Genomic DNA, 25,161 nt, shown 5'->3' on the forward strand with positions numbered 1-25,161 from the left:
ACGCTTATAAAATAAATTGAACTTTTTTAAAATGTAATATATCCGCAATATTTTTGTCATATTCAATCCCTAGACTGCTTCTCCGTAAACAGCAATAAGCTGCAAAACAAAAATTTTATTCTTTAAATATTATTTTAAATTAAACACGGATGAATCATGAAAAAAACACTATTAGCAACAGCAATTTTAGCGGGTCTTGTTTCTGCAACGGCTCAATCTGCAACTGTATATGATCAAGACGGTACAACACTTAAAATTGGTGGTCGTGCTGAAGTACGTGCTGAGTTTAAAGAGACTGGTGATGGTTCTGTTGTCGATAAAAGCCGTGCTCGTATTAACTTTGGCGGCAAAACTCAAATTACTGACAACCTAACTGGTTTTGGTTTCATGGAATACCAAATCGAACCTGGTGAAACAGTTGATAACCGTTACTTGTTTGCTGGTTTTGGTACATCAATTGGTGATTTCTCTTACGGTCGCCAAGATACTGCTAACGTACAAGTTTCTGATATGACAGATATTGCTTCTGTTCACTCTGGTTACCAACAAGTATTTGATGCTTCATCTGATAAAGAAAACACAACTTTCTTATATTCAGGTACATTTGCTGATTCAGTAACAGTGCAAGCTAACTTCACAGGTTCTGATGAAGATGATCAAGATTCTGTTGCTATCTCTGCTCTTTACTCTAGTGACTTCGGTTTAGACCTAGGTATCGCACATACAGATGCACAAACAGATGAAACGCAAACTACGTTAGCGGCTGCTTACTCTGTTGGTGGTTTCTACGGTGCAGCTTCATACGCAACGGGTGATGCATTCAACGACGCAGACGAAATCTCTGACATGACCTCTATCGAGATTGCATTACAATACAAATTGACTAAGCAATTCCGTATGATCGGTATGATTGTTCAACAAGAGATTGACGATGTAGATACTGAAGACTTTTACGCTGTTGAAGGTCAATACCGTTTCAACAAATCAATCCGTACTTACGTAACTTACCAATTTAATCAAATTGATGATGCAGAAGACTCTTTAGTAGCGGGTATCCGTTACAACTTCTAATCAAACCATTCGTTCGGTTTTAAAATAAAATCCTGGGTATTTACCTGGGATTTTTTGTTTGCGCTTATTATTCATCACCTTTTTAGCTGCTAATTAACCACTCTCCACCAGCGAATAGTTGTCTTTTTATACTGTCATCCCTTTTGGTCTAGTAAATGCCCTATTCAGTGTTTTTAATTTGTGAGAGATCGACCATTGCCTATAGAGGTTATTGCATTATTTTAACTTAGTTTAATGCGCTTTAATCTAATTTATTTTAGATTAAGTTATTGTTATTTAATGGTTTATTTGTTTCTAGTTCTTCTCTGTAAGATAAAATCGTATTTTAAACACCATTATTCATTAGGAAAAGGTCGTATTATTTATCTCGCAAAGGGGAAATGCTTTACAGGATGTAAACAATGACCCGATGTATTGCTAGGATGGCAATTAGGACCTCTCAGGATGAGAGTTTATAAAACAGGATGTTTTATAATTAGGGAAAGCAGGACACTTCAGGATGAAGTTATTAGTGACTACTAGGATTGTGGTTATTAAGCCAGGATGGCAAAGAAGGACACCTCCTAAGGAAAGGGAGATGACGGGTAAACAGGATGTTTATCTAATAAGGATATAAACAAGGATGAGCCCAAAGGATTTGGGAAGTGGACGCCTAGTATGGCATTAGTCAAAAGGATGTAACGCAGGGAGCATCAACTATCACGGACTAGATAGATAAGACTAAAATAAGGGCAGCTTCGGCTGCCCTTTCCTGTTTCTGTAACATTCAAAATTCCAATCGAATAAACTTCAATGCTCAAATACTTATTATTTTCTCTGTAATTGATGCTTTAAACTTGCTTCTAGTAACTCATATTGAAAGGTAAACCCAGCCTCTAATAGCTTAGTTGGACGTACATTAGTACTTGAAAGCAATAACGCCTTACCCATTTCAGCAAACAACAATTTAACCATAAATGCTGGTAAGGGTAAGATACAAGGCCGGTTTAATATATTGGCTAAAATCACAGAGAAATTACGGTTAGTTACTGGGTTAGGGGAAACGAGGTTAACTGGGCCTGATAACTCCGCATTACGCATAATAAATAAAATAGCATTAACCTGATCGGTTAAGTCTATCCAACTCATGATTTGCTTACCTTGCCCTATTTTGCCTCCTACACCCATCTTAAAAGCAGGTAGCATTTTAGCTAATGCACCCTCTTGTTTATCTAATACAATGCCAGTACGTAAGTTAACTACCCTAGTCTTATTGGTGTTGACTTTATGGCTGGTTTGCTCCCATTGCGCTGCTAATTGGCTAACAAATTCATCTCCCTGTGACGAACTCTCATCAACAGGTTGTTGGCCACTATTACCATAAAAACCAATGGCAGAAGCACAAATAAACAAACTCGGTGGTGTCTCGCTGTTATTAATGAAATCAACGATCAATTGTGTCGACTGAATGCGACTATCGGTTATTTTCTGTTTAACTGTTTCAGTCCAACGTGCATTAGCTATGTTTTCACCAGCTAAGTGAATTATGATGTCCGGTTGAGGCGCTGAGTTGAGGTATATCTCTTGTTGGTCAATCAACCAATAAGGTTCTGTTTCACTGACAGTACGTTGTAATTTATAAACTTGGTATCCCTGTGAGGTTAATAAAGGCACTAAAGATCGACCGATTAACCCTGTTGCCCCAGTAATCAATACTTTTTGTTTTGTTTCAGCTTGTTGACTCATTAATGCCCCTTAATGTTATTAGGATTAGATACGAGACTAATGTTAAAATAGATCTTTATGTTTTAGATGGCCCCTATTTATGCTGTTAATGATTGATAATTATGATTCCTTTACTTACAACTTAGTTCAGTACTTCGGAGAACTAAAGCAACAAGTAGTAATAAAGCGAAACGATCAAATTAACTTACAAGAGATCGCAGATTTAAAGCCGGATCATATCGTTATTTCACCTGGGCCTTGTACACCTAATGAAGCGGGTGTGTCTTTAGCTACAATAGAGCGTTTTGCAGGGGAAATTCCAATCTTAGGGGTTTGCCTTGGCCATCAAAGTATCGCTCAAGTCTTTGGAGCAAAAGTCGTACGAGCTAATAAAGTGATGCACGGCAAAAATTCTTTAATCGAACACGATAATCGCGGTGTATTTACCGGATTAGCGAACCCATTAAATGTAACTCGTTACCATAGTTTGATTGTGCAGGAAGATACTTTACCTAATTGCTTTGATATTTCAGCCAGAGTGATAGAAAGCCAAGAAATAATGGCGATTCGTCATAAACATATGGCATTAGAAGGGGTACAATTTCATCCTGAAAGTATCCGCTCTGAACAAGGACTGACGCTCCTTAATAATTTTATTGAGCAATCTATTGGATTGTTAAAATAAGTGCGTATATTAAGCTTTTAAACCCCTATTTTATGACTGTTTCAACTTATTAAAGGAATGCTTTATGTCAAACACTCACATCACCCGTCCGTTATTTGATCAAGTTATGGTGCCAAACTATGCTCCGTTAGAAATGATCCCTGTGCGCGGTGAAGGTTCTCGAGTGTGGGACCAACAAAATAATGAATTCCTTGATTTGACTGGTGGTATTGCTGTTAATGCTTTAGGTCACGCACATCCTGAATTAGTGACGGCATTAACTGAGCAAGCGCAAAAGTTATGGCATGTTAGTAATATCTACACGAATGAACCTGCGTTAAGCTTGGCACAAAAATTAGTGGATAATACCTTTGCAGAAAAAGTGTTTTTTGCAAATTCTGGTGCGGAAGCTAATGAAGCGGCGTTAAAACTTGCACGTCGTGTTGCTTTTGATCAAACAGGAGCAGATAAAACTGAAATTATCGCTTTCTATCAAGGTTTTCATGGGCGTACTTTCTTTACCGTGACAGCTGGTGGGCAATCTGTTTACTCTGATGGTTTTGGTCCAAAACCAGCGGATATTACCCACCTTGAATACAATGATTTAGCGGCGCTTGAAAAAGCAATATCAGATAAAACCTGTGCGGTGATTTTAGAGCCATTACAAGGTGAAGGTGGTGTGTTACCTATTTCACCTGAGTTTGCACTAGGTGTACGTGCGTTATGTGATAAACACAATGCCTTGATGATTTTTGATGAAGTACAAACAGGTATGGGCAGAACAGGTGAATTGTTTGCTTATATGGCATTAGGTATTACACCTGATATCGTGACTTCTGCAAAAGCATTAGGTGCGGGTTTTCCAATTGCGGCAATGTTGACAAAAAGTCACCTAGCTGAGCACTTTAAAGTGGGCACACACGGCACTACATTTGGTGGTAACCCTTTAGCTTGTGCAGTAGCAGGTAAAGCATTCGATTTAATTAACACCCCAGAAATGTTGGAGGGTGTTAAGCGTAAAGAACAGCTTATCCGTCAGCACTTACAGGAAATCAACCAAGAGTTTTCTGTGTTTAAAGAGGTTCGTGGTGCGGGTTTGTTGTTAGGTGCCGTGTTAAATGAACAATATCAAGACCAGGCAAAAACCTTTTTCTTAGGGGCGGCTGAACAAGGTCTATTAATCTTAGTCGCAGGAGCTAACGTATTACGTTTTGCACCTGCCTTGAATATTTCAGATGAGCTAATCGAACAAGCAATGCTGAAACTGAAACAAGCTATACAAATTATCGTTAATAAAGATGCATAAGAGCGAGGTCTGTTATTAATGTTTTATTGTTAATAACACTTTGTTTTAATTAGATTTAAAAATTGGGAGCTCATACAATGAGACGCGAACTAGCAATAGAATTTTCTCGAGTAACAGAAGCAGCTGCATTAGCTGGATACAAATGGTTAGGCCGAGGTGATAAAAACACGGCAGATGGTGCAGCTGTAGAAGCAATGCGCTTGATCTTCAACCAAATTGATATCGATGGCGAAATCGTTATTGGTGAAGGCGAGATTGATGAAGCACCTATGTTATACATTGGTGAGCATGTAGGCACAGGGACTGGTGATGCTGTGGATATCGCCGTTGACCCAATCGAAGGTACGCGAATGACGGCTATGGGCCAATCTAACGCTCTAGCTGTATTAGCAGTAGGTGAAAAAGGCAGTTTCTTACGTGCACCTGATATGTACATGGAAAAACTAATTGTTGGTCCAAATGCTAAAGATGCTATCGACTTAGAACGCTCTCTTGAGCAAAACCTAAAAGCCATCGCTTTTGCATTAGGTAAATCTCTTTCTGAGTTAACGGTTGCAACATTAGCTAAACCTCGCCATGACCGTATCATTAAAGATATGCAAGGCATGGGGATTCGTGTTTTTGCGATTCCAGATGGTGACGTTGCTATCTCCGTGTTAGCTTGTATGCCTGATAACCAAGTAGATGTACTGTACTGTATTGGCGGTGCACCAGAGGGTGTTATCTCGGCTGCAGTTGTACGTGCATTAGACGGTAACATGCAAGCGCGTTTGATTCCTCGTCCAATGGTGAAAGAGCCATCGGAAGAGAACATTAAAATCGGTAAAGAAGAAGTCGCTCGTTGTGAAGCTGCTGGCATTGAAGTAAATAAAGTATTAAAACTAGAAGACCTAGTGAAAAACGATAACGTTATCTTCTCTGCAACAGGTATTACTAAAGGTGACTTAGTAGAAGGCGTATCAATTGATGGTCGTCTAGCGACTACCGAGACACTATTAGTACGTGGTAAGTCGCGTACAGTACGTCGTATTAAGTCTACGCATTACCTAGACCGTAAAGATCCAAATTTAAAAGATATTATTCTTTAAATCTATTAGATTTTAGAGACGAAAAAGGCGCTATTAGCGCCTTTTTTATTACCTTCTATTTACGTAACTGAACTTGGCTAACCTGATGATTGATGGATTTTTTCAGGATTAAATTTGCCCTATCTCGTGTTGGGCGGATATTTTCTTCTAAGTTTACCCCGTTAATCTCATCCCAAATTTTTGATGCTATTCCGACGGCTTCTCGTTTACTCATTTTCGAATAACTATGAAAATAAGCATTAGGATCAGTGAAAGCACCCTCTCTAAACTTCAAGAAACGTTGAATATACCAGGTTTTTAATAGGTCAGTTTCAGCATCAACAAAAATAGAAAAATCTACAAAATCAGAGACAAAGGTACGGTGTGATTGATCAGCTTCAGTTGAGGCTGCTGTTTGTAATACATTTAGCCCTTCTAGTATCACAATATCTGGCTGTTCAACCTGCAAGGATTGGTCAGTCATAATGTCATAGGTTAAATGTGAATAAACAGGTGCAGTCACCTTCTTTTGACCGGACTTTATTGCAGAAACAAAGTCGATCAAGGCTTTAATATCAAAACTTTCAGGAAAGCCTTTCTTATGCATTAAATTACGCGCGACAAGCTCTTTATTCGGACGTAAGAAACCATCTGTTGTTACTAAAGCAACCTTAGGATGTTCCGGCCAGCGTGACAATAATGCTTGTAGGATACGTGCAGAAGTACTTTTACCTACGGCAACACTGCCCGCAATACCAATGATATAAGGGACTTTCTCGTTATGAGAGTTAAGGAATTTATCACGTACCGTATGACGATATTGTCGTGCTCCTACGTATAAATTAAGTAAACGCGACAAAGGCAGGTAAATATCAATCACTTCCTGCATGGATAAGGATTCATTAATCCCCTGTAATTGCTTTATATCTTGTTCAGACAAGGTTAGCTTTACATTGTCGCGTAACTCAGCCCATTCATCGCGTTCAAACTGTATGTAAGCGCTATGGCGGTTCTCTGGGTCAAACGCTGAATGACTATTCATTGTCGGGCTGCGCTTCTTCTAGGTAAATTGAACGACTATTACCGATTGGGTCATCTGCATAAAGGTGATATTGGCCAGCCGGTTTAATTAATAATTCAAATAGATTAACCAAAGCTTCTTGTGACTCTTCAATATTCACTTGTTCATGAAGGCGTTTGCGTGCAGTTTCGAAGTTACTTTTTACCCAGCAGCTGTAATCATATAAATCGAGGTAGGATTCTTGTAATAGATACACCCCTTCGATCAGGATTATATCGATATTATTAAAATGGTAATCGACGGTACGAGGTGACTCTGCGTCATCTAAGTTAACAGAGGTTTTAATGCTCCCAAAAAGTTTAAGCGGTAGAATTAACTCTTCAAACATCTCATCAAAGCGATAAGCATTAAGGTAATACTCTTCAGGGCTGTTCATTATATTAAAGCGAACGTCTTTGCTGGCTTCCCAGTCATCGGTATGAATTACGGCTACATTTAGCCCATCCAACCTTAAAGCGGCTGCAATTTTTTCGGTTAGTTCACGTTTACCACTACCCTCAATCCCACTAATAGCAACGATCTGTGCCTTAGTCGACTCTTTGTTGTTGTGTAATTCTTTAATCGCACTTTTCATTTGTGCTGAATTATTAAACATGGTTTTCAACGGTCATCTCCCCTTTTGGACGCCGCTATTATGCCATAAAAATGAAAAAAGCCACTAATGTGGCTTTTTATTTTAAATTGGGGGTTTTAAAACAATTGTTTAGTCTGTTTTTTTAGTTAAAAACTTAACTAATTCAACGAACTCTTTAGTGCTTTTAACTGAACCAGTATTTACTTTGTATTTACCGTTCACAATCAGTGTTGGTACGCCACGAACTTTGAATGTTTCAGTATTACGTTTCATTTGAGCTGCCATACCGTTTACTGGGAAGCTCGCTAAAGCGCCCTGTGCTTCTTTTTCAGATACACCTGCTTTAGCAAAGATATCAAGGATGTCTTGTTCATTGTTGATTGCTTTACGTTGTACGTGGATTTGATCGAAGATAATGCTAGTCACTTCTTCTTTTACACCCAGAATGTCTGCAGCAGCATAAGCTTTTGTCACTTCATCGGCCATTGCGCCGCCTAAGAAGTTTACGTGGCTCTTTTTAACTGTCACGTCATCTGGTAACTCTTGTTCAAGGTTTTTCATCAGTGGTTCAAACTTGAAGCAATGTGGGCAATAGAAAGAGAAAAACTCTAAAACTTCAGGTTTATCAGTAGCCGTTTGTTTAATAACGTCATAGTGAGTGCCTTCTTCAAAATCTGCAGCTTGTACGCTTAATGGCAGTAAAAACAAACCGATTAATAGAGCAAAAACCTTTTTCATTATGTGATCCTTTATTATCATTGTTGTGATTTTATGATGTAAAAATTAATAGTGTGGCTGAAGCATCAGAGGAGCTTCATCTAATAATACTAACTGTTGTTGTAACGATTGTAACCACTCTTTCCAATATTGTTCTGTTATAAACCATGGAAAGTTGCTTGAAAATGCAGGATCTTGCCAACGGTTATGTATCCAAGCTGCGTAATTGATCATACGCAGAGTGCGTAAGACCTCTATGTAGGCTAATTGTTCCGGTTCAAACTCATATTCTTCTTGATAACCTTCTAAAATCATAGATATTTGTAATAATTGTTCATTTCGGTCACCATTTAATAACATCCAGATGTCTTGTATTGCAGGACCCATTTTACAGTCATCGAAATCTACCCAGTACGGCTGCCCTTCTTTTAATAATATATTGCTGGCATGTGCATCTCCGTGGATGGCGATCATGTTTGCTTTAGGCAATTTCTTGGTGGTGATTTTGTAATATAAGGATTGTAAGGTTTCAAACACCTGAGAATGAATGCTGTCAGGGATATATTTACAGCTTTTTAACTGTTCAATGGCTGTCTGAATGGTCTCGTTGACCTGCAAACTTGGACGTGCTTTAAATTGATACTGCGCACCTGCTTTATGTAACTTACCTAGTGCAATACCTACTTCATATAAGCTGTCCACGTCATCAACGGCAAGGGTGCGTGCAGATAGATTCTCGAATAATGCAAAATAATACCCTGCAAAAGAGTGTAAGGTTTTACCTTCAATATTTAATGGTGATGAAAGTTGTAAGTCTGCTTCGCTCAAATACTGGCAAAAAGCATGATCTTCTAATAATTGCTGTTCGCTCCAGCGTTCAGGTCGATAAAACTTCACTACATAGCGTTGTTGATGCTCATCGGTGAAAGAAAAGACTCTATTTTCGTAAGAATTAAGCGCTAACAAGCCTGTCTCTGGGTAAATACCAATACTGGCAAGTGCATCTAGTTGGCACTCTGGCGTTAATTGTTGATAGCTTGTATTTGACATTCTATTTCTCCAATAAAAAAGGCGCTGCCAATGTATTAGCGCGCCCCTGTAAAATATTTATTTTGTTATACGTAAAATGTTAATACGGTCTATATAAGATAACAAATTCATGAGTGATTGATAGGGCTGAACGGAAATAATTTACTGAGGTTTGGAATGGCTTCGAGAAAGGGGGAGTTATTTTTGAGGAAGATAAAAGTACTCAAATATTGAGTACTTTATATAGTGAAAACCTTATAGCGTTTCAGTACAACCTTTAGCTGTCATTACTGGTGTTGCTATTTCTTTAGCTGTGTCGTAACTTGTTTGCATTTTTTCTGTTGCCGTTGCAGTACTAATACCTGCCGTTGTTAACAGGCTAGAGCCACTTTCTACACTAGTCATTTTAGCTTCGTAATCAACAAAAGTTTGTTTGATCTCTGCACAAGTTAAACTTGGAAAATTAGTTTCTAAAAGGTTATTGGTTAAGCTAGCTACAGTGCTTGATGTGCTTGTTGAAGTACTCTCTGTTGTATCCGTATTTGTCGCTTGGCAACCAGCAAGTAATACACCACCTAATAAAATTAACGCTGTTTTTTTCATTTTCAATCCATTTGTTATTGATAGATAAGCCAGTGTATTTTTTTATACAAAAACAATCAATCCATAATGCCTATCAAAGTGATAATGAATATCATTTGCGATAAGAGGGCTGGACTGCTATCTTTGGCTTACTTATTAAACTAATTGGGTAGGCGGATTGTATGTTAAGAACTTTATTTGTTGTACTGATACTTATTTTTCAGGCCCAAGCAGGGTATGCAGCATCGAATGACAAATTTAAAGTGGTGACCACTTTTACTGTAATAGCTGATATGGCGAAAAATGTTGCAGGTGATGCAGCCATTGTCGAATCTATTACTAAAGCTAATGCAGAAATCCATAATTATCAAGCGACACCTGGAGATTTACGTCGAGCACAGGGCGCAGATATGATCCTTTATAACGGATTAAACCTAGAACTATGGTTCGATAAATTTTTTAATAATTTAAAAGATGTGCCAAGAGTGATCGTTTCTGATGGTATTAAACCAATGGGGATCACCCAAGGGGCTTATTCAGGTAAACCGAATCCACACGCTTGGATGTCAGCATCTAATGCATTAATTTATATTGAGAATATTAGAGCTGCATTAGTAGAACATGATCCAAGCCATGCAACAACCTACAACACCAACGCAAAAAAATACAGTGAACAGATTGTTGCAGCAGTAGCGCCTTTCAAAGCCAAAATTGCGGCAGTGCCAGAGCAACAACGTTGGTTAGTAACCAGTGAAGGTGCATTCAGTTACTTAGCCCGAGATTATGGTTTAAAAGAGTTATATTTATGGCCTATGAATTCAGATGCTCAGGGCACTCCACAACAAGTTAGAGCGGTAATCGATACCGTACGTTCAAATAATATTAATGCAGTGTTTAGTGAAAGTACGGTATCCGCTAAACCTGCACAACAGGTAGCAAGAGAAACAGGTGCGCTATACGCGGGTGTGCTTTATGTTGATTCTTTGAGTAATGCAGATGGTCCTGTCCCTACTTATATTGACTTGTTAACGACGACCTTGAGTCGAATTGCAGCGGGGGTAAATCAAGATGCTAAATAAACAAACAACAACAAACGAAATAAAAGTCAATGATATTACAGTGACTTACCGAAATGGCTTTACCGCTATTCATGATGCCAGTTTTACTTTACCTAAAGGCTCTATTACAGCTTTAGTAGGTATTAACGGCAGCGGTAAATCAACTATCTTTAAATCCATTATGGGGTTGGTTAGTTTAAAAACTGGCTCAGTAAACATTTTAGGATTAACAGTAAAACAAGCACTAAAAAGCAACATTGTCGCTTATGTACCTCAATCAGAAGAGATTGATTGGGATTTCCCTATCTTAGTGGAAGATGTGGTGATGATGGGACGTTACGGGCATATGAATATGTTGCGTATGAGTTCAGTCAAAGACTGTGAAATGGTTGATCAAGCGTTACGCCGTGTGAATATGCAAGACTATCGTCACCGTCAAATTGGTGAATTATCGGGTGGTCAGAAAAAACGTATCTTCTTAGCACGTGCATTAGCACAGGAGAGTCAGGTCATTTTACTCGATGAACCCTTTACTGGTGTTGATGTAAAAACTGAAGAGCACATTATGCAATTACTAAAAGTATTGCGTGAAGAGGGTAAAGTGATTTTAGTCTCAACGCATAACCTAGGGAGCATTCCTGAATTTTGCGATAGAACCGTTTTTATTAATCGAACTGTATTAGATGAAGGTCCAACTGAGAGGGTATTCACACCCGATAATATACAAAAAGCCTTTGGTGGTGCGCTACGTCACTTTGTTTTAAGTGGTGACTTATTGCATCACGATGATGATAAACGCCAAGTTACTGTGATCAGTGACGATGAGCGTCCAGTTGTTCTTTACGGAGAGCAACATACTAATACCGTGCTTAATCAGCAGTAGGAGGGGAAATGTTAGAATATTTATTAGAACCCTTTAGCTACGATTACATGGTTAATGCGATTTTTGTGAGTGCGCTGGTGGGCGGTGTTTGTGCCTTTTTATCCGTGTACTTGATGTTAAAAGGGTGGTCACTGATTGGTGATGCGCTTTCACATTCCATTGTACCTGGTGTCGCAGGCGCTTACATGTTGGGGTTGCCATTTGCAGTTGGCGCGTTTTTTTCAGGTGGTTTAGCGGCAACAGTGATGTTGTTTCTAAACCAAGCCTCCAGATTAAAAGAAGATGCCATTATCGGTATTATTTTCACCTCATTTTTTGGTTTGGGGTTGTTCATGGTCTCTTTGAGTCCAACGTCAGTAAATATTCAAACCATAGTCATGGGTAATATTTTGGCAATCACACCTTACGATACATTGCAGTTAGTGATCATTAGTATGGTTACCTTAGTTGTATTAACGGTGAAGTGGCGTGATTTTATGGTGCTGTTTTTTGATGAACAGCATGCAAGAAGCATTGGTTTAAATGCTAATGCCTTAAAAATTATCTTTTTCACCTTATTGAGTGCATCAACGGTTGCGGCGTTACAAACAGTAGGGGCTTTTCTAGTGATTGCGATGGTAGTGATCCCTGGTGCGACAGCTTATTTACTGAGTGATAAATTTAGTAATGTTATTTTTATCAGTATTAGCGTCGGTACATTGAGCTCATTAATTGGAGCATACCTCAGTTACTTCATTAACGGGGCAACAGGCGGAATTATTGTTCTATTACAAACCTTTATATTCTTATCTGCTTTCTTCTTCTCGCCTAAATATGGCTTGATCAGTAATAGAAAAAAGCAACGCGCATTAACCGTTAAACAAGGAGAATTACATGACAGCACTATTTGAAAATTTAACTTCTCCATTTATTTTTGATTTCATGCGACAAGCATTTGTGATGGTACTTATTTTAGCGGTACCGACGGCAATACTGTCTTGCTTTTTAGTTTTAAAAGGGTGGTCATTGATGGGAGATGCTATCTCTCACTCTGTTTTACCAGGTATCGTGATCGCTTACGTGTTAGCTATTCCTTTTGCTGTTGGTGCTTTTGTTGCAGGTATCAGCTGTGCTGTTTTTACAGGATTCATTAAAGAACATAGTCGCCTAAAAGAAGATACAGTGATGGGGATTGTCTTCTCTGCGATGTTTGCTTTGGGTCTGTTATTAATCACTAAAATAGAAACAGATGTTCACCTTGACCAAATATTGTATGGCGATCTATTAGGTAGTAGCTGGAACGGCATTATGGAAGTGGCGATCGTGAGTTTAGTAGTGTGTACTTTCTTGTTTGTACAAGGCAAAAACCTATTGTTATATGTGTTTGATAAACAGCATGCACAGGCGATAGGGTTATCTGTTAGATTTTTGCATTACGCTTTGTTATCAGTGTTATCGATTACTATTGTGTTTGCATTAAAGTCGGTGGGTATGATTTTAGTGATTGCTATGTTAATCACTCCAGGCGCGATTGCTTTTTTATTAACTCGTAACTTTTACAAGATGTTAGTGATCAGTGTCGGTGTGTCATGTAGTTGTGCTGTATTGGGTATCTACCTAAGCTTCTTCATTGATAGTGCACCAGCACCAACTATTATTATGTTGCTTGCAGCATTATTTATTGGCGTGTTCACTTACAGCAGCTTAAAAGTTAAAAAACTTACTCAGCAAAGGGTTAAACACGAAAAAAACATTCAGCTAAAGGAGCATGGTTAGGTTACCCATGCCGTCTTCGGACTCATTGTTGACAAACTAAAGCAGGGCATCTATAGCACGCTAGTAGGTGCTCTGCTTAAATTGATGATTACTTAAATCATAGATAAAACCTGCTCCAGCAAGACGCTCCTTTAACAGTGATTTATCCATTTCGTAAGTTGCACATAGGTCATCTAATGTTTTTTGCTCATTTCTTAATTTCATATTAACAATGCTTAGTAACATATTAACATCCATTGTTTTATAGCTCTCTAACATAGTGCTCTCCTGTTTAGTGATTACCCAAACTACATTAAATTAGCTAACTTCTTTTAATGTATCGGTATTATAATAAACCTCTTGCCTTTAATAATGCACTTTGAAAGTCATCTTCGCAATCTTTTGCAATCCCCGGAATCATTTCGTCTTTCTCTGTTTGGTCCATTTTTAAGTGATAAATGATCACTTCATCAGTTAGTTGACTGATGGGGCCATCAAAACCTGACTCACTAGCGATACGTTCTAATAGTGCTAATAAATCCAGATCTTGGTGTTTTAACCAGTAGGGTTTGATTAGCTCTAACATCTCATTAATACGGTGACTTTGCATATATTAGTATCCTTTTAAATAGTACTTATTACCTGTACACAGCGAGATAATTGCTAACTTAATCAAAAGCGAGGTATATCTTTCCATCCTCATTAAAGTCTTGTTGATTAATTAGCTCTTCAGCGAGATCTTCAATATCAAAACGAGCATCATCAAAGCGTGTTAAGGCAGACTTTTCATTCGCCTGTGCATCACTGTCGTTTTGCTGATCAAGCGAACTTAATGCAATCCATGAGATAACACACTGTATTAAGCGTCCTTGGCATTGAGCTTGAAACTCTACTTGCTGTAAATCAGAGTTATAGTATTCGTTATCAGAAAATATAATGCTTTGATTCATATTAAGTTAACCAGCTAAATTATGACGTAATTCGTTTAATACTTGTTTTGCACCGGGTTTTACACCACGCCACAGTGCAAAGCTTTCTGCTGCTTGCCCAACTAACATACCTAAACCATCAATAGTTAAACGTGCGCCACTATCTTTTGCCCACGCATTAAATGCCGTGACCTGAGCGTTATAGGTCATGTCATAGATAGCAGTTTCAGGGGTAATTAAGTCACTGGAAATAGCAGGTAAACTGCCATGTAACCCTGCAGAGGTTGAATTGATAATAAGATCAAAAGGCCCTTGTAATTGATCAAAAGGTTGCGCATCAATACTGCCTAGTTGTTCAAAAATAGACACTAAATTTTGTGCTTTTTCAAAGGTACGGTTAGCGATCGTTAACTGTGCAGGGTTCTCTGCTAGTAAAGAACTACATACACCACGAGCAGCACCACCAGCTCCTAACAATAAGATACGAGCCCCAGTGAGGTCGACATGATTATTTTTTAAATCTAAAACTAAACCTGCCCCATCAGTATTATCACCAATGATTAAACCGTCATCGGTTTTTTTCAAGGTATTTACAGCACCCGCTAAACGTGCGCGGTCTGTTAATGATTGTGCAAACTGAAAAGCTTCCTCTTTGAAAGGAGCGGTAATATTGCAGCCTTTAGCGTTGTCATTGAAAAAGCGTTGTACAGATGCAGTAAATCCATCAACAGGCGCCTCAACAATGCCATAGGTCATCTTTTGCTGAGTTTGACTAGCAAACAGGGTATGAATAAAAGGTGATTTGCTATGTTTAATAGGATTGCCAAAAACAGCGTACTGATCCATGTTATCTCCAATTTCAATAAGTTTAGTCTGCCTTTAATTTAGCATGTCTGGTTTATACAGGGTATCTCAGTGAGATAATTATTTTTTAGTGTTCTATTATTAAATTCTCCTATTAAAAAATCACTGTTTGTTTTGTTAACGCTTACTATGTTGTTAATATAGCCTTTCATTATCTGGCATACATATGTTGCTGAATAGCTATCTTCCTTTACTGAGTTTTTGATTATGCCAATAACTGCTTTATTAACCGCTGCTTTAGCGAAGCGTGAATCCCTTCTGAATAACCTGTCTATTGAAGATCAACCTAAAACAGATTGTTTTCGTGTATTTCATGGCACAGTAGAAGGCGTTAATGGACTTAATATCGATCGTTACGGTGATGCATGGTTAATTCAAACCTTTCATGAAACCTTATCTGAAGAACAGTTAGATGAGATTAAAACGGTATTGTTAAATGTGGCGGATTTGCCTCTGGTGTATAATGATAGATCCAACAAAAATTCTCGTATTATTAATCAATTAGAGGAAAGTACTGAAGCTTTTGCACAAAGCGATCAAGTGATGTCTGAAAATGGCGTATTGTTTACCAGTAAATTGCGTCATGAAGGACAAGATCCACTGCTGTTTTTAGATATGCGTGTTGGCCGTGAATATATGAAAAAGCACAGTCATAAAAAGAGTGTATTAAATCTTTTCTCTTATACCTGTGGTATTGGTATTGCTGCAGCTGTGGGCGGTGCAAAGCGTGTCGTTAATGTCGATTTTTCTTCTTTTGCATTAGCCGCAGGACGTAAAAATGCGCAACTCAATGACGTCGAATCAGTTTGTCAATTTATCCAAAGTGATGCATTTCCTGCTTTACGTCAGTTAGCAGGGCTTAAAGTCACCAGTCGTAATAACAAAAAACTACCTAGTTATCCTAAAATGTCTGCTTCGCAGTTTGATTTAGTCTTTTTAGATCCACCGCGTTTTGCTAAAAGTGCTTTTGGTACGGTTGACCTCGTGAATGATTATCAAAGCCTGTTTAAGCCTGCGCTATTAACGACTAAACCTAGGTGGTACTATTGTGTGTTGTAACAATGTGGCTAAGGTTGATAAGGAAGTGTGGTTTAAAAGTTTAGTCCGTTGTGTAGAAAAGCAGGGCAGAGAAGTAACTGCGGTTGAATGGTTAGATTGCCACAACGATTTCCCTTCTTTTGATGATAACCACCCTTTAAAAATCGTAGCATTAACACTGTAAGACCAATTGCATTAAGTAAGTGATTGGTATTACTGATATAAAAAAGCCGAGTCTTCAACTCGGCTAGTATTGATGCATTTGCAGTGATTATTTTTCTAATAAACGCTGTGCAGTGCTTTTAACACCTGGGTAATTTTCCTCAGGTAATATTTCAGCTAGTTTTAATAATTTTTCCGCTAAAGCTGCATTTGATTCCGCTGACACATTGATATGCCCCATCTTACGGCCTGCACGTTGTGCTTTACCGTACCAGTGGCTTTTACATCACTGATGCTAAGTACTTGCTCACTGATATCAGCTTGACCTAATACATTGATCATCGCACTCACTTTTTGCAGATTAGTATCACCTAATGGTAAACCTGCTACAGCACGCATATGGTTTTCAAATTGACTACATGCAGTACCTTGTTGTGTCCAGTGACCAGAGTTATGTACACGCGGTGCAATTTCATTAACCATTAATTGACCGTCTACATCAAAGAATTCAATGGCTAATACACCCACGTAATCCATATCTGCAGATAGTTTGTTAAATGCATCAATCGCTTGCTGTTGAACGCTAAGCTCAATTTCAGTGGCTAATGATAGCGTTAATACACCATCAGTATGTTGATTTTCAGTCACTGGGTAGATAGCAATGTTACCTGCTTTATCGCGGGCTCCAATTACTGATACTTCGCGGTTAAATGGGATCATTTTCTCTGCGATAATACTGTGTGGAAACTTTCAGTACCCGCAGCAATAAACTCAGCCATTTCAGACCAAATAGTCTCTAATTGATCAATTGATTTTAAGCGCCATTGGCCTTTACCATCATAACCCGCTTGGCAGGTTTTAATCACTAATGGTAAACCTAACGGTGACACAGAATCGACTAGGTGTTGCTTTTCAGTGATCAATTTATACGGTGCAGAAGGTACGGCAGTTTTATCCAGCAGTGCTTTTTCAATGCAACGGTCGCCGCCAGCTTTGATTGCTGCTTTACCTGGGTAAAACTTTCCACTGTCATGGCATAACGCAAGTACATCATCAGGAATATGTTCAAACTCACAGGTGATCACATCAACCAAGGTAATTGCGTCTTCAAGTGATTGCTCATATGACTGTAACGTCAGTGGGTGAATAACTTGCTTTGAACCTACGTCATAGGCGCGCACATTTAGATTTAACGGCGCCGCTTCTAAACTCATCATGCGTGCAAGTTGCCCTGCACCTAAAACTAGAATATTCATATTAAACCGCTGGGTCTGGGTTAGCTAATACGGTGTCTGTTTGCTTTTGGCGGAATTCATCCACTTTAGCAAGCAGTTCAGGTTGTTGGCATGCAAGAATTTGCGTTGCTAATAGGCCTGCATTTGCAGCACCGGCTTCGCCGATTGCCAATGTACCAACAGCAACACCTTTAGGCATTTGGCAAATTGATAATAATGAATCAACGCCTTTTAATGCTTTAGATTGAACTGGTACACCTAATACAGGCAAGCTGGTGAAAGCCGCTGCCATACCTGGTAAGTGCGCAGCACCACCAGCACCAGCAATAATTACTTTAATGCCACGTTCAGCAGCACTAGAAGCGTAATCAGCTAATAGTTGTGGGGTACGGTGTGCAGAAACCACTCGTGTTTCATATTCAACACCAAAAGAATCTAACATGTTTGCCGCGTGTTCCATGGTCGGCCAGTCAGACTTAGAGCCCATTATAATACCAACTTTCATACGTACTCCTGTAATAGGGGGATAATTTATAATCCGCGCGATTATACCCGTTAGGCTATAAGATGCAAAGTTCGGTTGGTTAATTAGTAGGGGGATTTTGGGGCTTAAATTTTAAAAAACCTCCGCGTTTAATAGCGAAGGTTTTGATTCAATTAATGATGACTAGAATAGGTTTAACGTAAACGCTTGCCGGTGACAGCATCATGGATTTGTGAGGGATTTTCTAAACCTGTAACAGGGTAGTTAACCACATAATTAAGCAATGAATGGTTAACAAACATCTGCTCCACTTGTTCTGCAGTTATACAGGATGGTTCGCCAGATAAGTTAGCGCTGGTGGAAATAATAGGCTTGCCAAACTCATTACATATTGCTTGCACAGTAGGGTGTTCGGTAACACGTACGGCAATACTATCAAAGTCACCACTAACGAGCTTAGAGAGTGAGGCTTGTACAGGAACAACCCAGGTGAAAGGACCAGGCCAAGTGGCTTTAATATTATCTAACTGTTCAACGCTTAGTGATGAAAAGTCTGCATAACCTTGTAGCTGTTCGATATTAGCGGCAATTAAAATTAAACCTTTATGCGCTGGGCGTTGTTTTAAGTCGAGAATTTTTTGAATGGCAACTTCGCTATCCGGATCGCAACCTAATCCAAATACCGATTCTGTTGGGTAAGCAATAACACCCTCTGATTTTAAAGCTAACAGTGCTTGAGAAAGCGTATTTTTATCCATTGTCATTTATTGCCCCACTAATTTTTAACGTGTTTACTACAAACAGCCAATAATTATATAGGTTTACTGCGGTAACCACATCCTTTTTTAGGGCAGATCATACGCGTTGCAGTGGCTGTTTTGCGCTCGACTAAGATAGGCCATTTGCAATCTGGGCAGAACTCATTCACTGGCTTATCATTCACTGCATATTTGCAGTCAGGGTAGTTATCACAAGCATAAAAGGTTTTACCAAAACGCGATTGACGGGCAACCAGGTGACCATTTTTGCAACTAGGGCAAGCAACATCAGCTTCGGTTTTTTCAGGTTGAGCAGCTTGCTCAGAGAGTTGTGCCGTATGCTCACAGGTTGGATAGTCACTACAACCAATAAATAGACCAAAGCGACCTTGTTTAAGAACCAATTCATGCTGACATAAAGGGCAACTTGTCCCTGTGAGCACTTTCTTGATATCACTTTTTTCATGCAGTGGACGTAAGTAGTCACATTCAGGGTAAGCACTACAGCCTAAGAAAGGACCTTGTTTACCGTTTCTAATATGTAAAGCTGAACCACACTTAGGGCATGGCTCAGTGACTTTTTTATGGTGTGTGGTCAGGCTGCTCATTTAATGAATCAGCCCCTCTTCAAAGTCCATGACCATAGATTCTAATTGTAGGAATGCATCGTCACTCACAGGGTCATTGAATAACACCATTAGGATCAACCATTTAACATCTTCTAGAATTAACTCACCGCTGTCTAATGCCATGATGCAATCGATCACCATTTCGCGGGTATGTGTAGTTAGGATTTTAGCTTCTTCTAGGTAGTTAATGTAATTACGACAGGTCAAAGAGATTTGACGTTGTTCTTGTTTATTATAAATACGGTGAGAAGTTTTCTTCTCTGCGGTAGCGCGGCTTTGAGGCTCTTGATTATGCATGTTAGCTAAATTGTCTAACCAAGCTAATGCTTTGGTTATATCAGACTTTTGAAAGCCTTCTTGCATTAATTCATCGGTCACCTCTTGTGTATCAAGCTCCATAGTTTGGTCAACTTGTATATAACTTTCAAAGAGATACATGATAATTTCGAACATAGCTAGCCTTTTAACTTAGTATAACCTTGCGGTTGGACGGTAATTATACCATTTATCTCTAATTCTATTAACTGATTTTGTAAGCTGACAACATCTAATCCACTTCGTGCTAGCAAGGTCTCAAAACTGGTTAGATTATAATCGATTAATGCGACTAAAGGTGATTGTTTACTTACTGGCGGAGTACTGTCTTCTGTGGCTATTTGGGGTAATTGCAAAGCGGGAAACTCATTAATAATATCATTACAATCTAACACTAGTTTCGCACCTTGCTGGATTAACTTTAAACAACCACAGGCTTGTGGATTATCAATTGAGCCAGGTAAAGCAAATACTTCTCTATTTTGCTCGTTAGCATAACGGGCAGTAATTAATGAACCACTTTTGAGCGATGCCTCGATAACCAGCGTACCTAAACTTAATCCAGAAACAATGCGATTACGCCTAGGGAAATTGCTCGGGTAAGCAGGAGTATCTGGCCAAAACTCAGAGATTAATAACCCTTGTTCAGACACCTGTTGAGCAAGCTCAAAGTGACGTTTTGGGTAAATGTTATTTAAGCCGGTGCCTAACACCGCAATGGTTGAACCTCTACGTTTTAACGCGCCACGATGCGCCATGCCATCGACACCAATGGCTAAACCGCTGGTGACCGTTATGCCACTATCAGATAACTGTTGTGCAAGGTCGTGAGCTTTCTCGCTCTGTAGGGTGTACAACTCCTACTACCAACTATGGCTACCTGAGGCGCATTAAGTAGCTTGATATTACCTTTTACAAATAGCAACAAAGGAGCACTACTGATCTGTTTTAATAGTGCAGGATATTCTGGGTCATCATAACTAATAATATATTGATTCAGTGTCGGTTGATGCCAAGATAAGCATTGTTGAATATGTGCTTGGTTAGGGTGTAGAAAGGCATCTATTTGTTGTTCGTTGAGCTTTAACGCAGCAAGTTGCTTAGCGTTGAGTTGAAATAGGGATTGAATTGAATAATGACTTAGTAGGGTAAATATTTTGCGTTTTTGTAAAGCTGGAATAGCATCAAGCGCTATCCAGCAATACAGAGGGTTGTTGGTTAACTCGTTGTCAAATAATGAACCTTGAATAATAACCTACCTTAATTAAAAGGTTTAAAACGATAACCCTTCAATTTTATATGTTGAACCGATAACATCTTTACCGCGCATTAAGATTGCGATGCTAAGGTTTTCATAGACCTTAAATACCATCAACTCACCAACACGTTCCGCTGGTAGTGTGATATCTGGATCACTAATTTGGTCAAAGGCATCACCATCTTCTTGATAGATAACGTCATCATTCACTAAGATTGCTTGGCCTGAGCGTAAGATAGAGAACATTGAACCTATCTGTATTCCATCCATTTTGCCTTTATCAATCACTACAACATCCCATTTACCGATAGCAGATGGACCATTAAGTGATGATAAAATTTGACCTTTAACCGATTTACTTACAGGCTTAGGAATAAAGTAAGCAGGTAAGCTTTCGTATTCGGGAATCGGCAAGATTAAATCACCTTGACGCGCCTCTCTTGAGCTTCTGAGCAAATCAAGAGGCGTTGCTTCAGGTGTAGTATCAACATTAGGACTTTTAGATACCTGAGCTTGACCGATAAAGAGTAGTTCAGAGCCAAGATTTTCGCTATATTTCCCTTTGAAGTTTTCACCTAGGCGGTAAATGCCGTAAAGCTTATTCTCATCAAATTGACCTTGACCGTAAAAAATATCACCCTCAAAGAAACGTGGGGAACCTACCGCATCACCTAATACTTTTGGTGTTCCTTCTAATAAATCAGGTGAGATGATGTGATCTTTAGTTAGGAAAGCAGAGAGTCTGTTTAATGGAATAATTGGAATCGCTTGGTCTTTCTCTTGAATACGTGGTGTAGGAGAAAGCTTTTTAAGGCGTTTACGGGTTAACCTTGGTTCACCATCAACCCAAATAAGGTTAAGTACATCACCAGGATAAATAAGGTGTGGGTTGGCTATTTGGCTGTTGTTTTCCCATAAGCGGGGCCATAACCATGGGCTATTTAAAAATAGCGCTGATATATCCCATAGTGTGTCTCCCTTTTTCACTATGTATGTTTCTGGATGATCTGCTCGTAGTTTTAGTGTGTCAGCGAATGCTGTGATCGACAACACAACCCCAACTAGGAGCGATGCAATAAGTTTTAATTTCATAACAATCCTTGCCCTGTGATTAATAAAACTGTTTTTTATAATAGGAAATGACTAGAATTAACTTTTTTATTATTAATAATGAGAGCGATAATACCATGGCTTTACTTGAAGTATTACATTTTCCAGATGATCGTTTAAGAACGGTTGCTAAACCTGTCGAAGAGATCACCCCTGAAATCAAGCAATTCGCTGCAGATATGATTGAAACCATGTATGACGAAGATGGTGTTGGTCTTGCTGCAACGCAAGTAAACGTACATCAACGTATAGTGGTTATTGATGTATCAGCTGAACGCAATCAACCTCTAGTATTGATCAACCCAACCATTTTAGAAAGTGATGGTGTTGAAATTTCTGAAGAAGGTTGTTTGTCAGTACCTGAAACCAATGCTGAAGTGCAACGTGCTGAATTTGTTACCTTACAATACGAAGACTTAGACGGCGACACACAAGTGGTTAAAGCTGACGGTTTATTTGCGGTATGTATCCAACATGAATTAGACCATCTAAAAGGTAAGTTATTCATTGATTACTTATCACCATTCAAACAAAAGCGCGTTAAAGCAAAATTAGAAAAGTTAAAACGTCAGCAGAAAAAATTCTCATAAGTATACATTTATCAGTTTAAGGTTATTTTGTGGAAAAACTAAAAATCATTTTTGCAGGCACTCCAGATTTTGCTGCTAATCATTTACAGGCATTAATTGATACTGAATTTAACGTGGTAGGTGTTTACAGTCAGCCTGATCGTCCTGCTGGACGAGGTAAAAAACTGACTGCCAGTGCAGTAAAAGAGGTGGCATTAGCCAATGATATTGCGGTTTATCAACCAGAAAACTTTAAACAAGCTGAAAGTGTTGAGCAATTAGCTTCATTAAATGCTGATTTAATGATTGTGGTTGCCTATGGCCTCATTTTGCCAAAAAGCGTGTTAACCACACCGCGTTTAGGTTGTTTGAACGTGCATGGTTCATTATTACCAAGATGGCGAGGTGCTGCACCTTTCCAACGGGCTATTTGGGCTGGTGATAAAGAAACGGGTGTAACCATCATGCAAATGGATGAAGGTTTAGACACCGGTGATATGCTAAAAAAAGTCAGCTGCCCAATTGATGCCGATGAAACTAGCGCGTCTTTGTACGCTAAAGTAGCAGAGCAAGCACCATCAGTGCTGATTGATACTATTCAACAGTTACAGGCAGGTGAGCTAGTTGCAGAAAAGCAAGATGAAAGCGCAGCGACCTACGCTAAAAAATTAAGCAAAGCAGAAGCGCAAATCGACTGGAAAGATGATGCAGAATTCATCGACCGTTGTATTCGTGCTTTCAATCCTTGGCCTATTAGCCATTTTCAATGGGTAGGACAAGTGATCAAAGTACATCAAGCCAAAATAGTGGACACAGAGACAACAGCAACACCAGGTGCGGTGTTGAAAGTAGATAAACAAGGTATCCAGGTAGCCACTGGGAAAGGTGTGTTAAATTTAGAAATCATCCAATTGGCAGGTAAAAAATCGATGCCGGTCGCGGATGTTTTAAACTCTCGTCATGACCTATTTACTACATCAAGCAACTTACTCGAACAAGGTTAACAACAATGAATGTACGTGCGATTGCCGCTAAAGTATTAAATCAAGTGGTAGAGAAGGGGCAGTCGTTATCACAAGCATTGCCAGCCATACAGCAGGAACTCACTCCTAAAGATAAAGCGCTAGTACAAATGCTCTGTTACGGAGTATTACGTACTTTGCCTCGTTTAGATTTTTTCTGTCGTTCGTTAATGAAAAAACCATTAACGGGCAAACAGCGTGATTTACACTTTCTAATTCTAGTTGGCATGTATCAACTCTTATATACCCGTATCCCAAGCCATGCCGCCGTTGGCGAAACGGTAAATGGTGCCAAAGCCCTAAAGAAACCGGCTTTAAAAGGCATGATTAACGGCGTATTAAGAAGCTTTTTACGTGAACAAGAAAGCTTGATCGAACAGGCAGATCAACAACCTGCTTTATTATATTGTCACCCAAGTTGGTTAGTGAAGCGTTTACAAGCTGCTTACGGTGAGCATAAAGCTGCTCAAATCATGACTGAGAATAACCAACAAGCACCAATGTGGTTACGTGTTAATGCACGCTTTCATGATCGTGAGCAATATCTTGCGCTGTTAACAGAGCAAGATAAGCAAGCGGAAGGTATTGATAATAATGATAATGCGCTATGTTTAGAAAATGCTTGTGATGTTTACCAATTACCTGGTTTTGAAGAAGGTTGGGTATCTGTACAAGATGGTGCCGCACAGTTAGCAGCCCATTATTTACAAGCACAACCCAATGAACTTATCTTAGATGCATGTTCAGCACCAGGGGGTAAAACGGTTCATACTTTAGAGTTACAGTCAGAGCTTAAACAGATGGTGGCGGTGGATTTTGATGAAAAGCGTTTATTACGTGTACAGGAAAACTTGGATCGATTGAATCTGCAAGCGACTGTGATCCATGGTGATGCCTCTAAACCTGAACAGTGGTGGTCAGGTGAGCAATTCGATCGTATCTTATGTGACGCTCCTTGTAGTGCCACGGGTGTGATTCGTCGTCACCCAGATATTCGTTGGTTACGCCGTGATAGTGATATCAATGAGCTGGTGGCATTACAGCAAGATATCCTGCAGGCTTTATGGCAAAAACTAAAACCAGGTGGGGTGCTGTTATATGCAACATGCTCTATTTTACCCGATGAAAATGATCTGCAGATTGAGCGATTTTTAGCAGCAACTAGCGATGCATCATTAATTCCACTAGACAGCAAAGTCAGTGACAGTGTTTGCCAGCGTCAAATCTTGCCGAATGAGCAAAAAATGGATGGTTTCTATTACGCAAAATTGCAAAAAGCGTTATAAAGCGATAACAACAATAAGAGTCAATCGATAAC

The 25,161-nt window shown here is 39.2% G+C and carries 27 protein-coding genes and 3 pseudogenes; 12 read left to right on the top strand and 18 right to left on the bottom strand.

All coding sequences use genetic code 11. From position 1 onward, the window contains the following. The first annotated feature begins 156 nt into the window (after positions 1–156). A complete protein-coding gene (locus ACLKL2_RS12260) occupies positions 157–1,071 on the top strand; it encodes a porin (protein WP_113819622.1) in 915 nt (304 codons plus the stop codon). An 807-nt stretch (positions 1,072–1,878) separates the two neighbouring features. Here ACLKL2_RS12260 and ACLKL2_RS12265 read toward each other — a convergent pair. Then, a complete protein-coding gene (locus tag ACLKL2_RS12265) occupies positions 1,879–2,796 on the bottom strand; it encodes a TIGR01777 family oxidoreductase (RefSeq protein ID WP_413691879.1) in 918 nt (305 codons plus the stop codon). Positions 2,797–2,875: 79 nt separating this feature from the next. Between ACLKL2_RS12265 and ACLKL2_RS12270 the strand changes: the two genes are divergently transcribed. From ACLKL2_RS12270 to glpX, 3 genes are all read left to right on the top strand, one after another. After that, the gene (locus ACLKL2_RS12270) at positions 2,876–3,460 is read left to right on the top strand and encodes an anthranilate synthase component II (RefSeq protein WP_113819624.1); all 585 of its coding nucleotides are present in this window, start codon (positions 2,876–2,878) and stop codon (positions 3,458–3,460) included. 64 nt (positions 3,461–3,524) lie between these two features. Then, the gene (locus ACLKL2_RS12275) at positions 3,525–4,745 is read left to right on the top strand and encodes an aspartate aminotransferase family protein (protein WP_413691880.1); all 1,221 of its coding nucleotides are present in this window, start codon (positions 3,525–3,527) and stop codon (positions 4,743–4,745) included. 77 nt (positions 4,746–4,822) lie between these two features. Next, the gene (gene glpX, locus ACLKL2_RS12280) at positions 4,823–5,833 is read left to right on the top strand and encodes a class II fructose-bisphosphatase (protein ID WP_113819626.1); all 1,011 of its coding nucleotides are present in this window, start codon (positions 4,823–4,825) and stop codon (positions 5,831–5,833) included. A gap of 55 nt (positions 5,834–5,888) precedes the next feature. Here glpX and coaA read toward each other — a convergent pair whose 3' ends face one another. The 5 genes from coaA to ACLKL2_RS12305 form a co-directional block, all read right to left on the bottom strand. Beyond that, positions 5,889–6,854, bottom strand: coding sequence for a type I pantothenate kinase (coaA, locus tag ACLKL2_RS12285; protein ID WP_413691881.1), 966 nt, complete (start codon positions 6,852–6,854; stop codon positions 5,889–5,891). Then, complete coding sequence (locus ACLKL2_RS12290) at positions 6,847–7,488, bottom strand: uridine kinase family protein (protein ID WP_413694315.1); 642 nt, start codon at positions 7,486–7,488, stop codon at positions 6,847–6,849. The genes coaA and ACLKL2_RS12290 overlap by 8 nt, the downstream gene beginning before the upstream one ends. Positions 7,489–7,596: 108 nt before the next feature. Further along, positions 7,597–8,205, bottom strand: a complete 609-nt coding sequence (locus tag ACLKL2_RS12295; protein ID WP_113819629.1) for a thiol:disulfide interchange protein DsbA/DsbL — start codon at positions 8,203–8,205, stop codon at positions 7,597–7,599. Between the two features lie 45 nt (positions 8,206–8,250). After that, positions 8,251–9,234 carry a serine/threonine protein kinase gene (locus ACLKL2_RS12300; protein WP_413691882.1) on the bottom strand — a complete coding sequence of 328 codons (984 nt, stop codon included), beginning with the start codon at positions 9,232–9,234 and terminating at the stop codon, positions 8,251–8,253. Positions 9,235–9,468: 234 nt separating this feature from the next. Continuing rightward, positions 9,469–9,816, bottom strand: coding sequence for a hypothetical protein (locus ACLKL2_RS12305; protein ID WP_413691884.1), 348 nt, complete (start codon positions 9,814–9,816; stop codon positions 9,469–9,471). A 161-nt stretch (positions 9,817–9,977) separates the two neighbouring features. Between ACLKL2_RS12305 and ACLKL2_RS12310 the strand changes: the two genes are divergently transcribed. Genes ACLKL2_RS12310 through ACLKL2_RS12325 form a run of 4 tightly spaced genes read left to right on the top strand, consistent with a single transcriptional unit; the run spans position 9,978 to position 13,491 of the window. Next, positions 9,978–10,874, top strand: coding sequence for a metal ABC transporter substrate-binding protein (locus tag ACLKL2_RS12310; RefSeq protein WP_413691886.1), 897 nt, complete (start codon positions 9,978–9,980; stop codon positions 10,872–10,874). Further along, entirely contained in the window at positions 10,864–11,736 is an 873-nt protein-coding gene (locus ACLKL2_RS12315) for a manganese/iron ABC transporter ATP-binding protein (protein WP_413691887.1), read from the top strand. The genes ACLKL2_RS12310 and ACLKL2_RS12315 overlap by 11 nt, the downstream gene beginning before the upstream one ends. Positions 11,737–11,744: 8 nt before the next feature. Next, positions 11,745–12,626 carry a metal ABC transporter permease gene (locus tag ACLKL2_RS12320; RefSeq protein WP_413691888.1) on the top strand — a complete coding sequence of 294 codons (882 nt, stop codon included), beginning with the start codon at positions 11,745–11,747 and terminating at the stop codon, positions 12,624–12,626. Continuing rightward, positions 12,610–13,491, top strand: coding sequence for a metal ABC transporter permease (locus tag ACLKL2_RS12325; protein ID WP_413691889.1), 882 nt, complete (start codon positions 12,610–12,612; stop codon positions 13,489–13,491). Before ACLKL2_RS12320 ends, ACLKL2_RS12325 begins: the two co-directional genes overlap by 17 nt. Positions 13,492–13,551: 60 nt before the next feature. Here the strand turns inward: ACLKL2_RS12325 and ACLKL2_RS12330 are convergent, their stop codons facing one another. The 4 genes from ACLKL2_RS12330 to aroE form a co-directional block, all read right to left on the bottom strand. After that, entirely contained in the window at positions 13,552–13,749 is a 198-nt protein-coding gene (locus ACLKL2_RS12330) for a DUF4250 domain-containing protein (protein WP_113819636.1), read from the bottom strand. A 67-nt stretch (positions 13,750–13,816) separates the two neighbouring features. Continuing rightward, positions 13,817–14,080, bottom strand: coding sequence for a YihD family protein (locus ACLKL2_RS12335; protein ID WP_113819637.1), 264 nt, complete (start codon positions 14,078–14,080; stop codon positions 13,817–13,819). Positions 14,081–14,138: 58 nt separating this feature from the next. Beyond that, positions 14,139–14,420 (bottom strand): DUF1488 domain-containing protein, encoded by a 282-nt coding sequence (locus tag ACLKL2_RS12340; RefSeq protein ID WP_413691890.1) that lies wholly within the window; start codon positions 14,418–14,420, stop codon positions 14,139–14,141. 6 nt (positions 14,421–14,426) lie between these two features. Further along, the gene (aroE, locus tag ACLKL2_RS12345) at positions 14,427–15,245 is read right to left on the bottom strand and encodes a shikimate dehydrogenase (RefSeq protein ID WP_413691891.1); all 819 of its coding nucleotides are present in this window, start codon (positions 15,243–15,245) and stop codon (positions 14,427–14,429) included. Between the two features lie 225 nt (positions 15,246–15,470). On the opposite strand from aroE, the pseudogene ACLKL2_RS12350 reads away from it, so the two are divergent. After that, positions 15,471–16,485 (top strand): annotated as a pseudogene (locus tag ACLKL2_RS12350) (class I SAM-dependent rRNA methyltransferase). An 87-nt stretch (positions 16,486–16,572) separates the two neighbouring features. Here the strand turns inward: ACLKL2_RS12350 and ACLKL2_RS12355 are convergent. The 8 genes and pseudogenes from ACLKL2_RS12355 to ACLKL2_RS12390 all read right to left on the bottom strand — a co-directional run bounded on the left by ACLKL2_RS12355 (position 16,573) and on the right by ACLKL2_RS12390 (position 22,234). Next, a pseudogene (locus tag ACLKL2_RS12355) lies at positions 16,573–17,719 on the bottom strand (5-(carboxyamino)imidazole ribonucleotide synthase). Position 17,720: 1 nt separating this feature from the next. Further along, positions 17,721–18,203, bottom strand: coding sequence for a 5-(carboxyamino)imidazole ribonucleotide mutase (gene purE / locus ACLKL2_RS12360; RefSeq protein WP_113819642.1), 483 nt, complete (start codon positions 18,201–18,203; stop codon positions 17,721–17,723). 173 nt (positions 18,204–18,376) lie between these two features. Then, positions 18,377–18,946, bottom strand: coding sequence for a Sua5/YciO/YrdC/YwlC family protein (locus ACLKL2_RS12365; protein WP_258546902.1), 570 nt, complete (start codon positions 18,944–18,946; stop codon positions 18,377–18,379). A gap of 47 nt (positions 18,947–18,993) precedes the next feature. Next, entirely contained in the window at positions 18,994–19,548 is a 555-nt protein-coding gene (locus tag ACLKL2_RS12370) for a DNA topoisomerase family protein (RefSeq protein WP_113819643.1), read from the bottom strand. Next, positions 19,549–20,022, bottom strand: a complete 474-nt coding sequence (locus ACLKL2_RS12375) for a DUF494 domain-containing protein (protein ID WP_113819644.1) — start codon at positions 20,020–20,022, stop codon at positions 19,549–19,551. It abuts the gene before it with no gap. 2 nt (positions 20,023–20,024) lie between these two features. Continuing rightward, positions 20,025–20,279 (bottom strand): hypothetical protein, encoded by a 255-nt coding sequence (locus ACLKL2_RS12380; RefSeq protein WP_413694316.1) that lies wholly within the window; start codon positions 20,277–20,279, stop codon positions 20,025–20,027. Positions 20,280–20,306: 27 nt separating this feature from the next. After that, a pseudogene (gene dprA / locus ACLKL2_RS12385) lies at positions 20,307–21,136 on the bottom strand (DNA-processing protein DprA); the annotation flags it as partial. Positions 21,137–21,157: 21 nt separating this feature from the next. Beyond that, positions 21,158–22,234: a LysM peptidoglycan-binding domain-containing protein gene (locus ACLKL2_RS12390; protein ID WP_413691893.1), complete on the bottom strand. Its 1,077-nt coding sequence runs from the start codon at positions 22,232–22,234 to the stop codon at positions 21,158–21,160. A gap of 95 nt (positions 22,235–22,329) precedes the next feature. On the opposite strand from ACLKL2_RS12390, the gene def reads away from it, so the two are divergent. Genes def through rsmB form a run of 3 tightly spaced genes read left to right on the top strand, consistent with a single transcriptional unit; the run spans position 22,330 to position 25,129 of the window. After that, entirely contained in the window at positions 22,330–22,842 is a 513-nt protein-coding gene (gene def, locus ACLKL2_RS12395) for a peptide deformylase (RefSeq protein ID WP_413694317.1), read from the top strand. Between the two features lie 29 nt (positions 22,843–22,871). Beyond that, positions 22,872–23,825, top strand: a complete 954-nt coding sequence (gene fmt, locus ACLKL2_RS12400; protein WP_413691895.1) for a methionyl-tRNA formyltransferase — start codon at positions 22,872–22,874, stop codon at positions 23,823–23,825. Positions 23,826–23,830: 5 nt separating this feature from the next. Further along, positions 23,831–25,129, top strand: a complete 1,299-nt coding sequence (gene rsmB, locus ACLKL2_RS12405; protein ID WP_413691897.1) for a 16S rRNA (cytosine(967)-C(5))-methyltransferase RsmB — start codon at positions 23,831–23,833, stop codon at positions 25,127–25,129. Positions 25,130–25,161 lie beyond the last annotated feature (32 nt).

Origin of the sequence: Psychromonas sp. KJ10-2, assembly GCF_047323255.1 — a bacterium.
Lineage (GTDB): Bacteria > Pseudomonadota > Gammaproteobacteria > Enterobacterales > Psychromonadaceae > Psychromonas.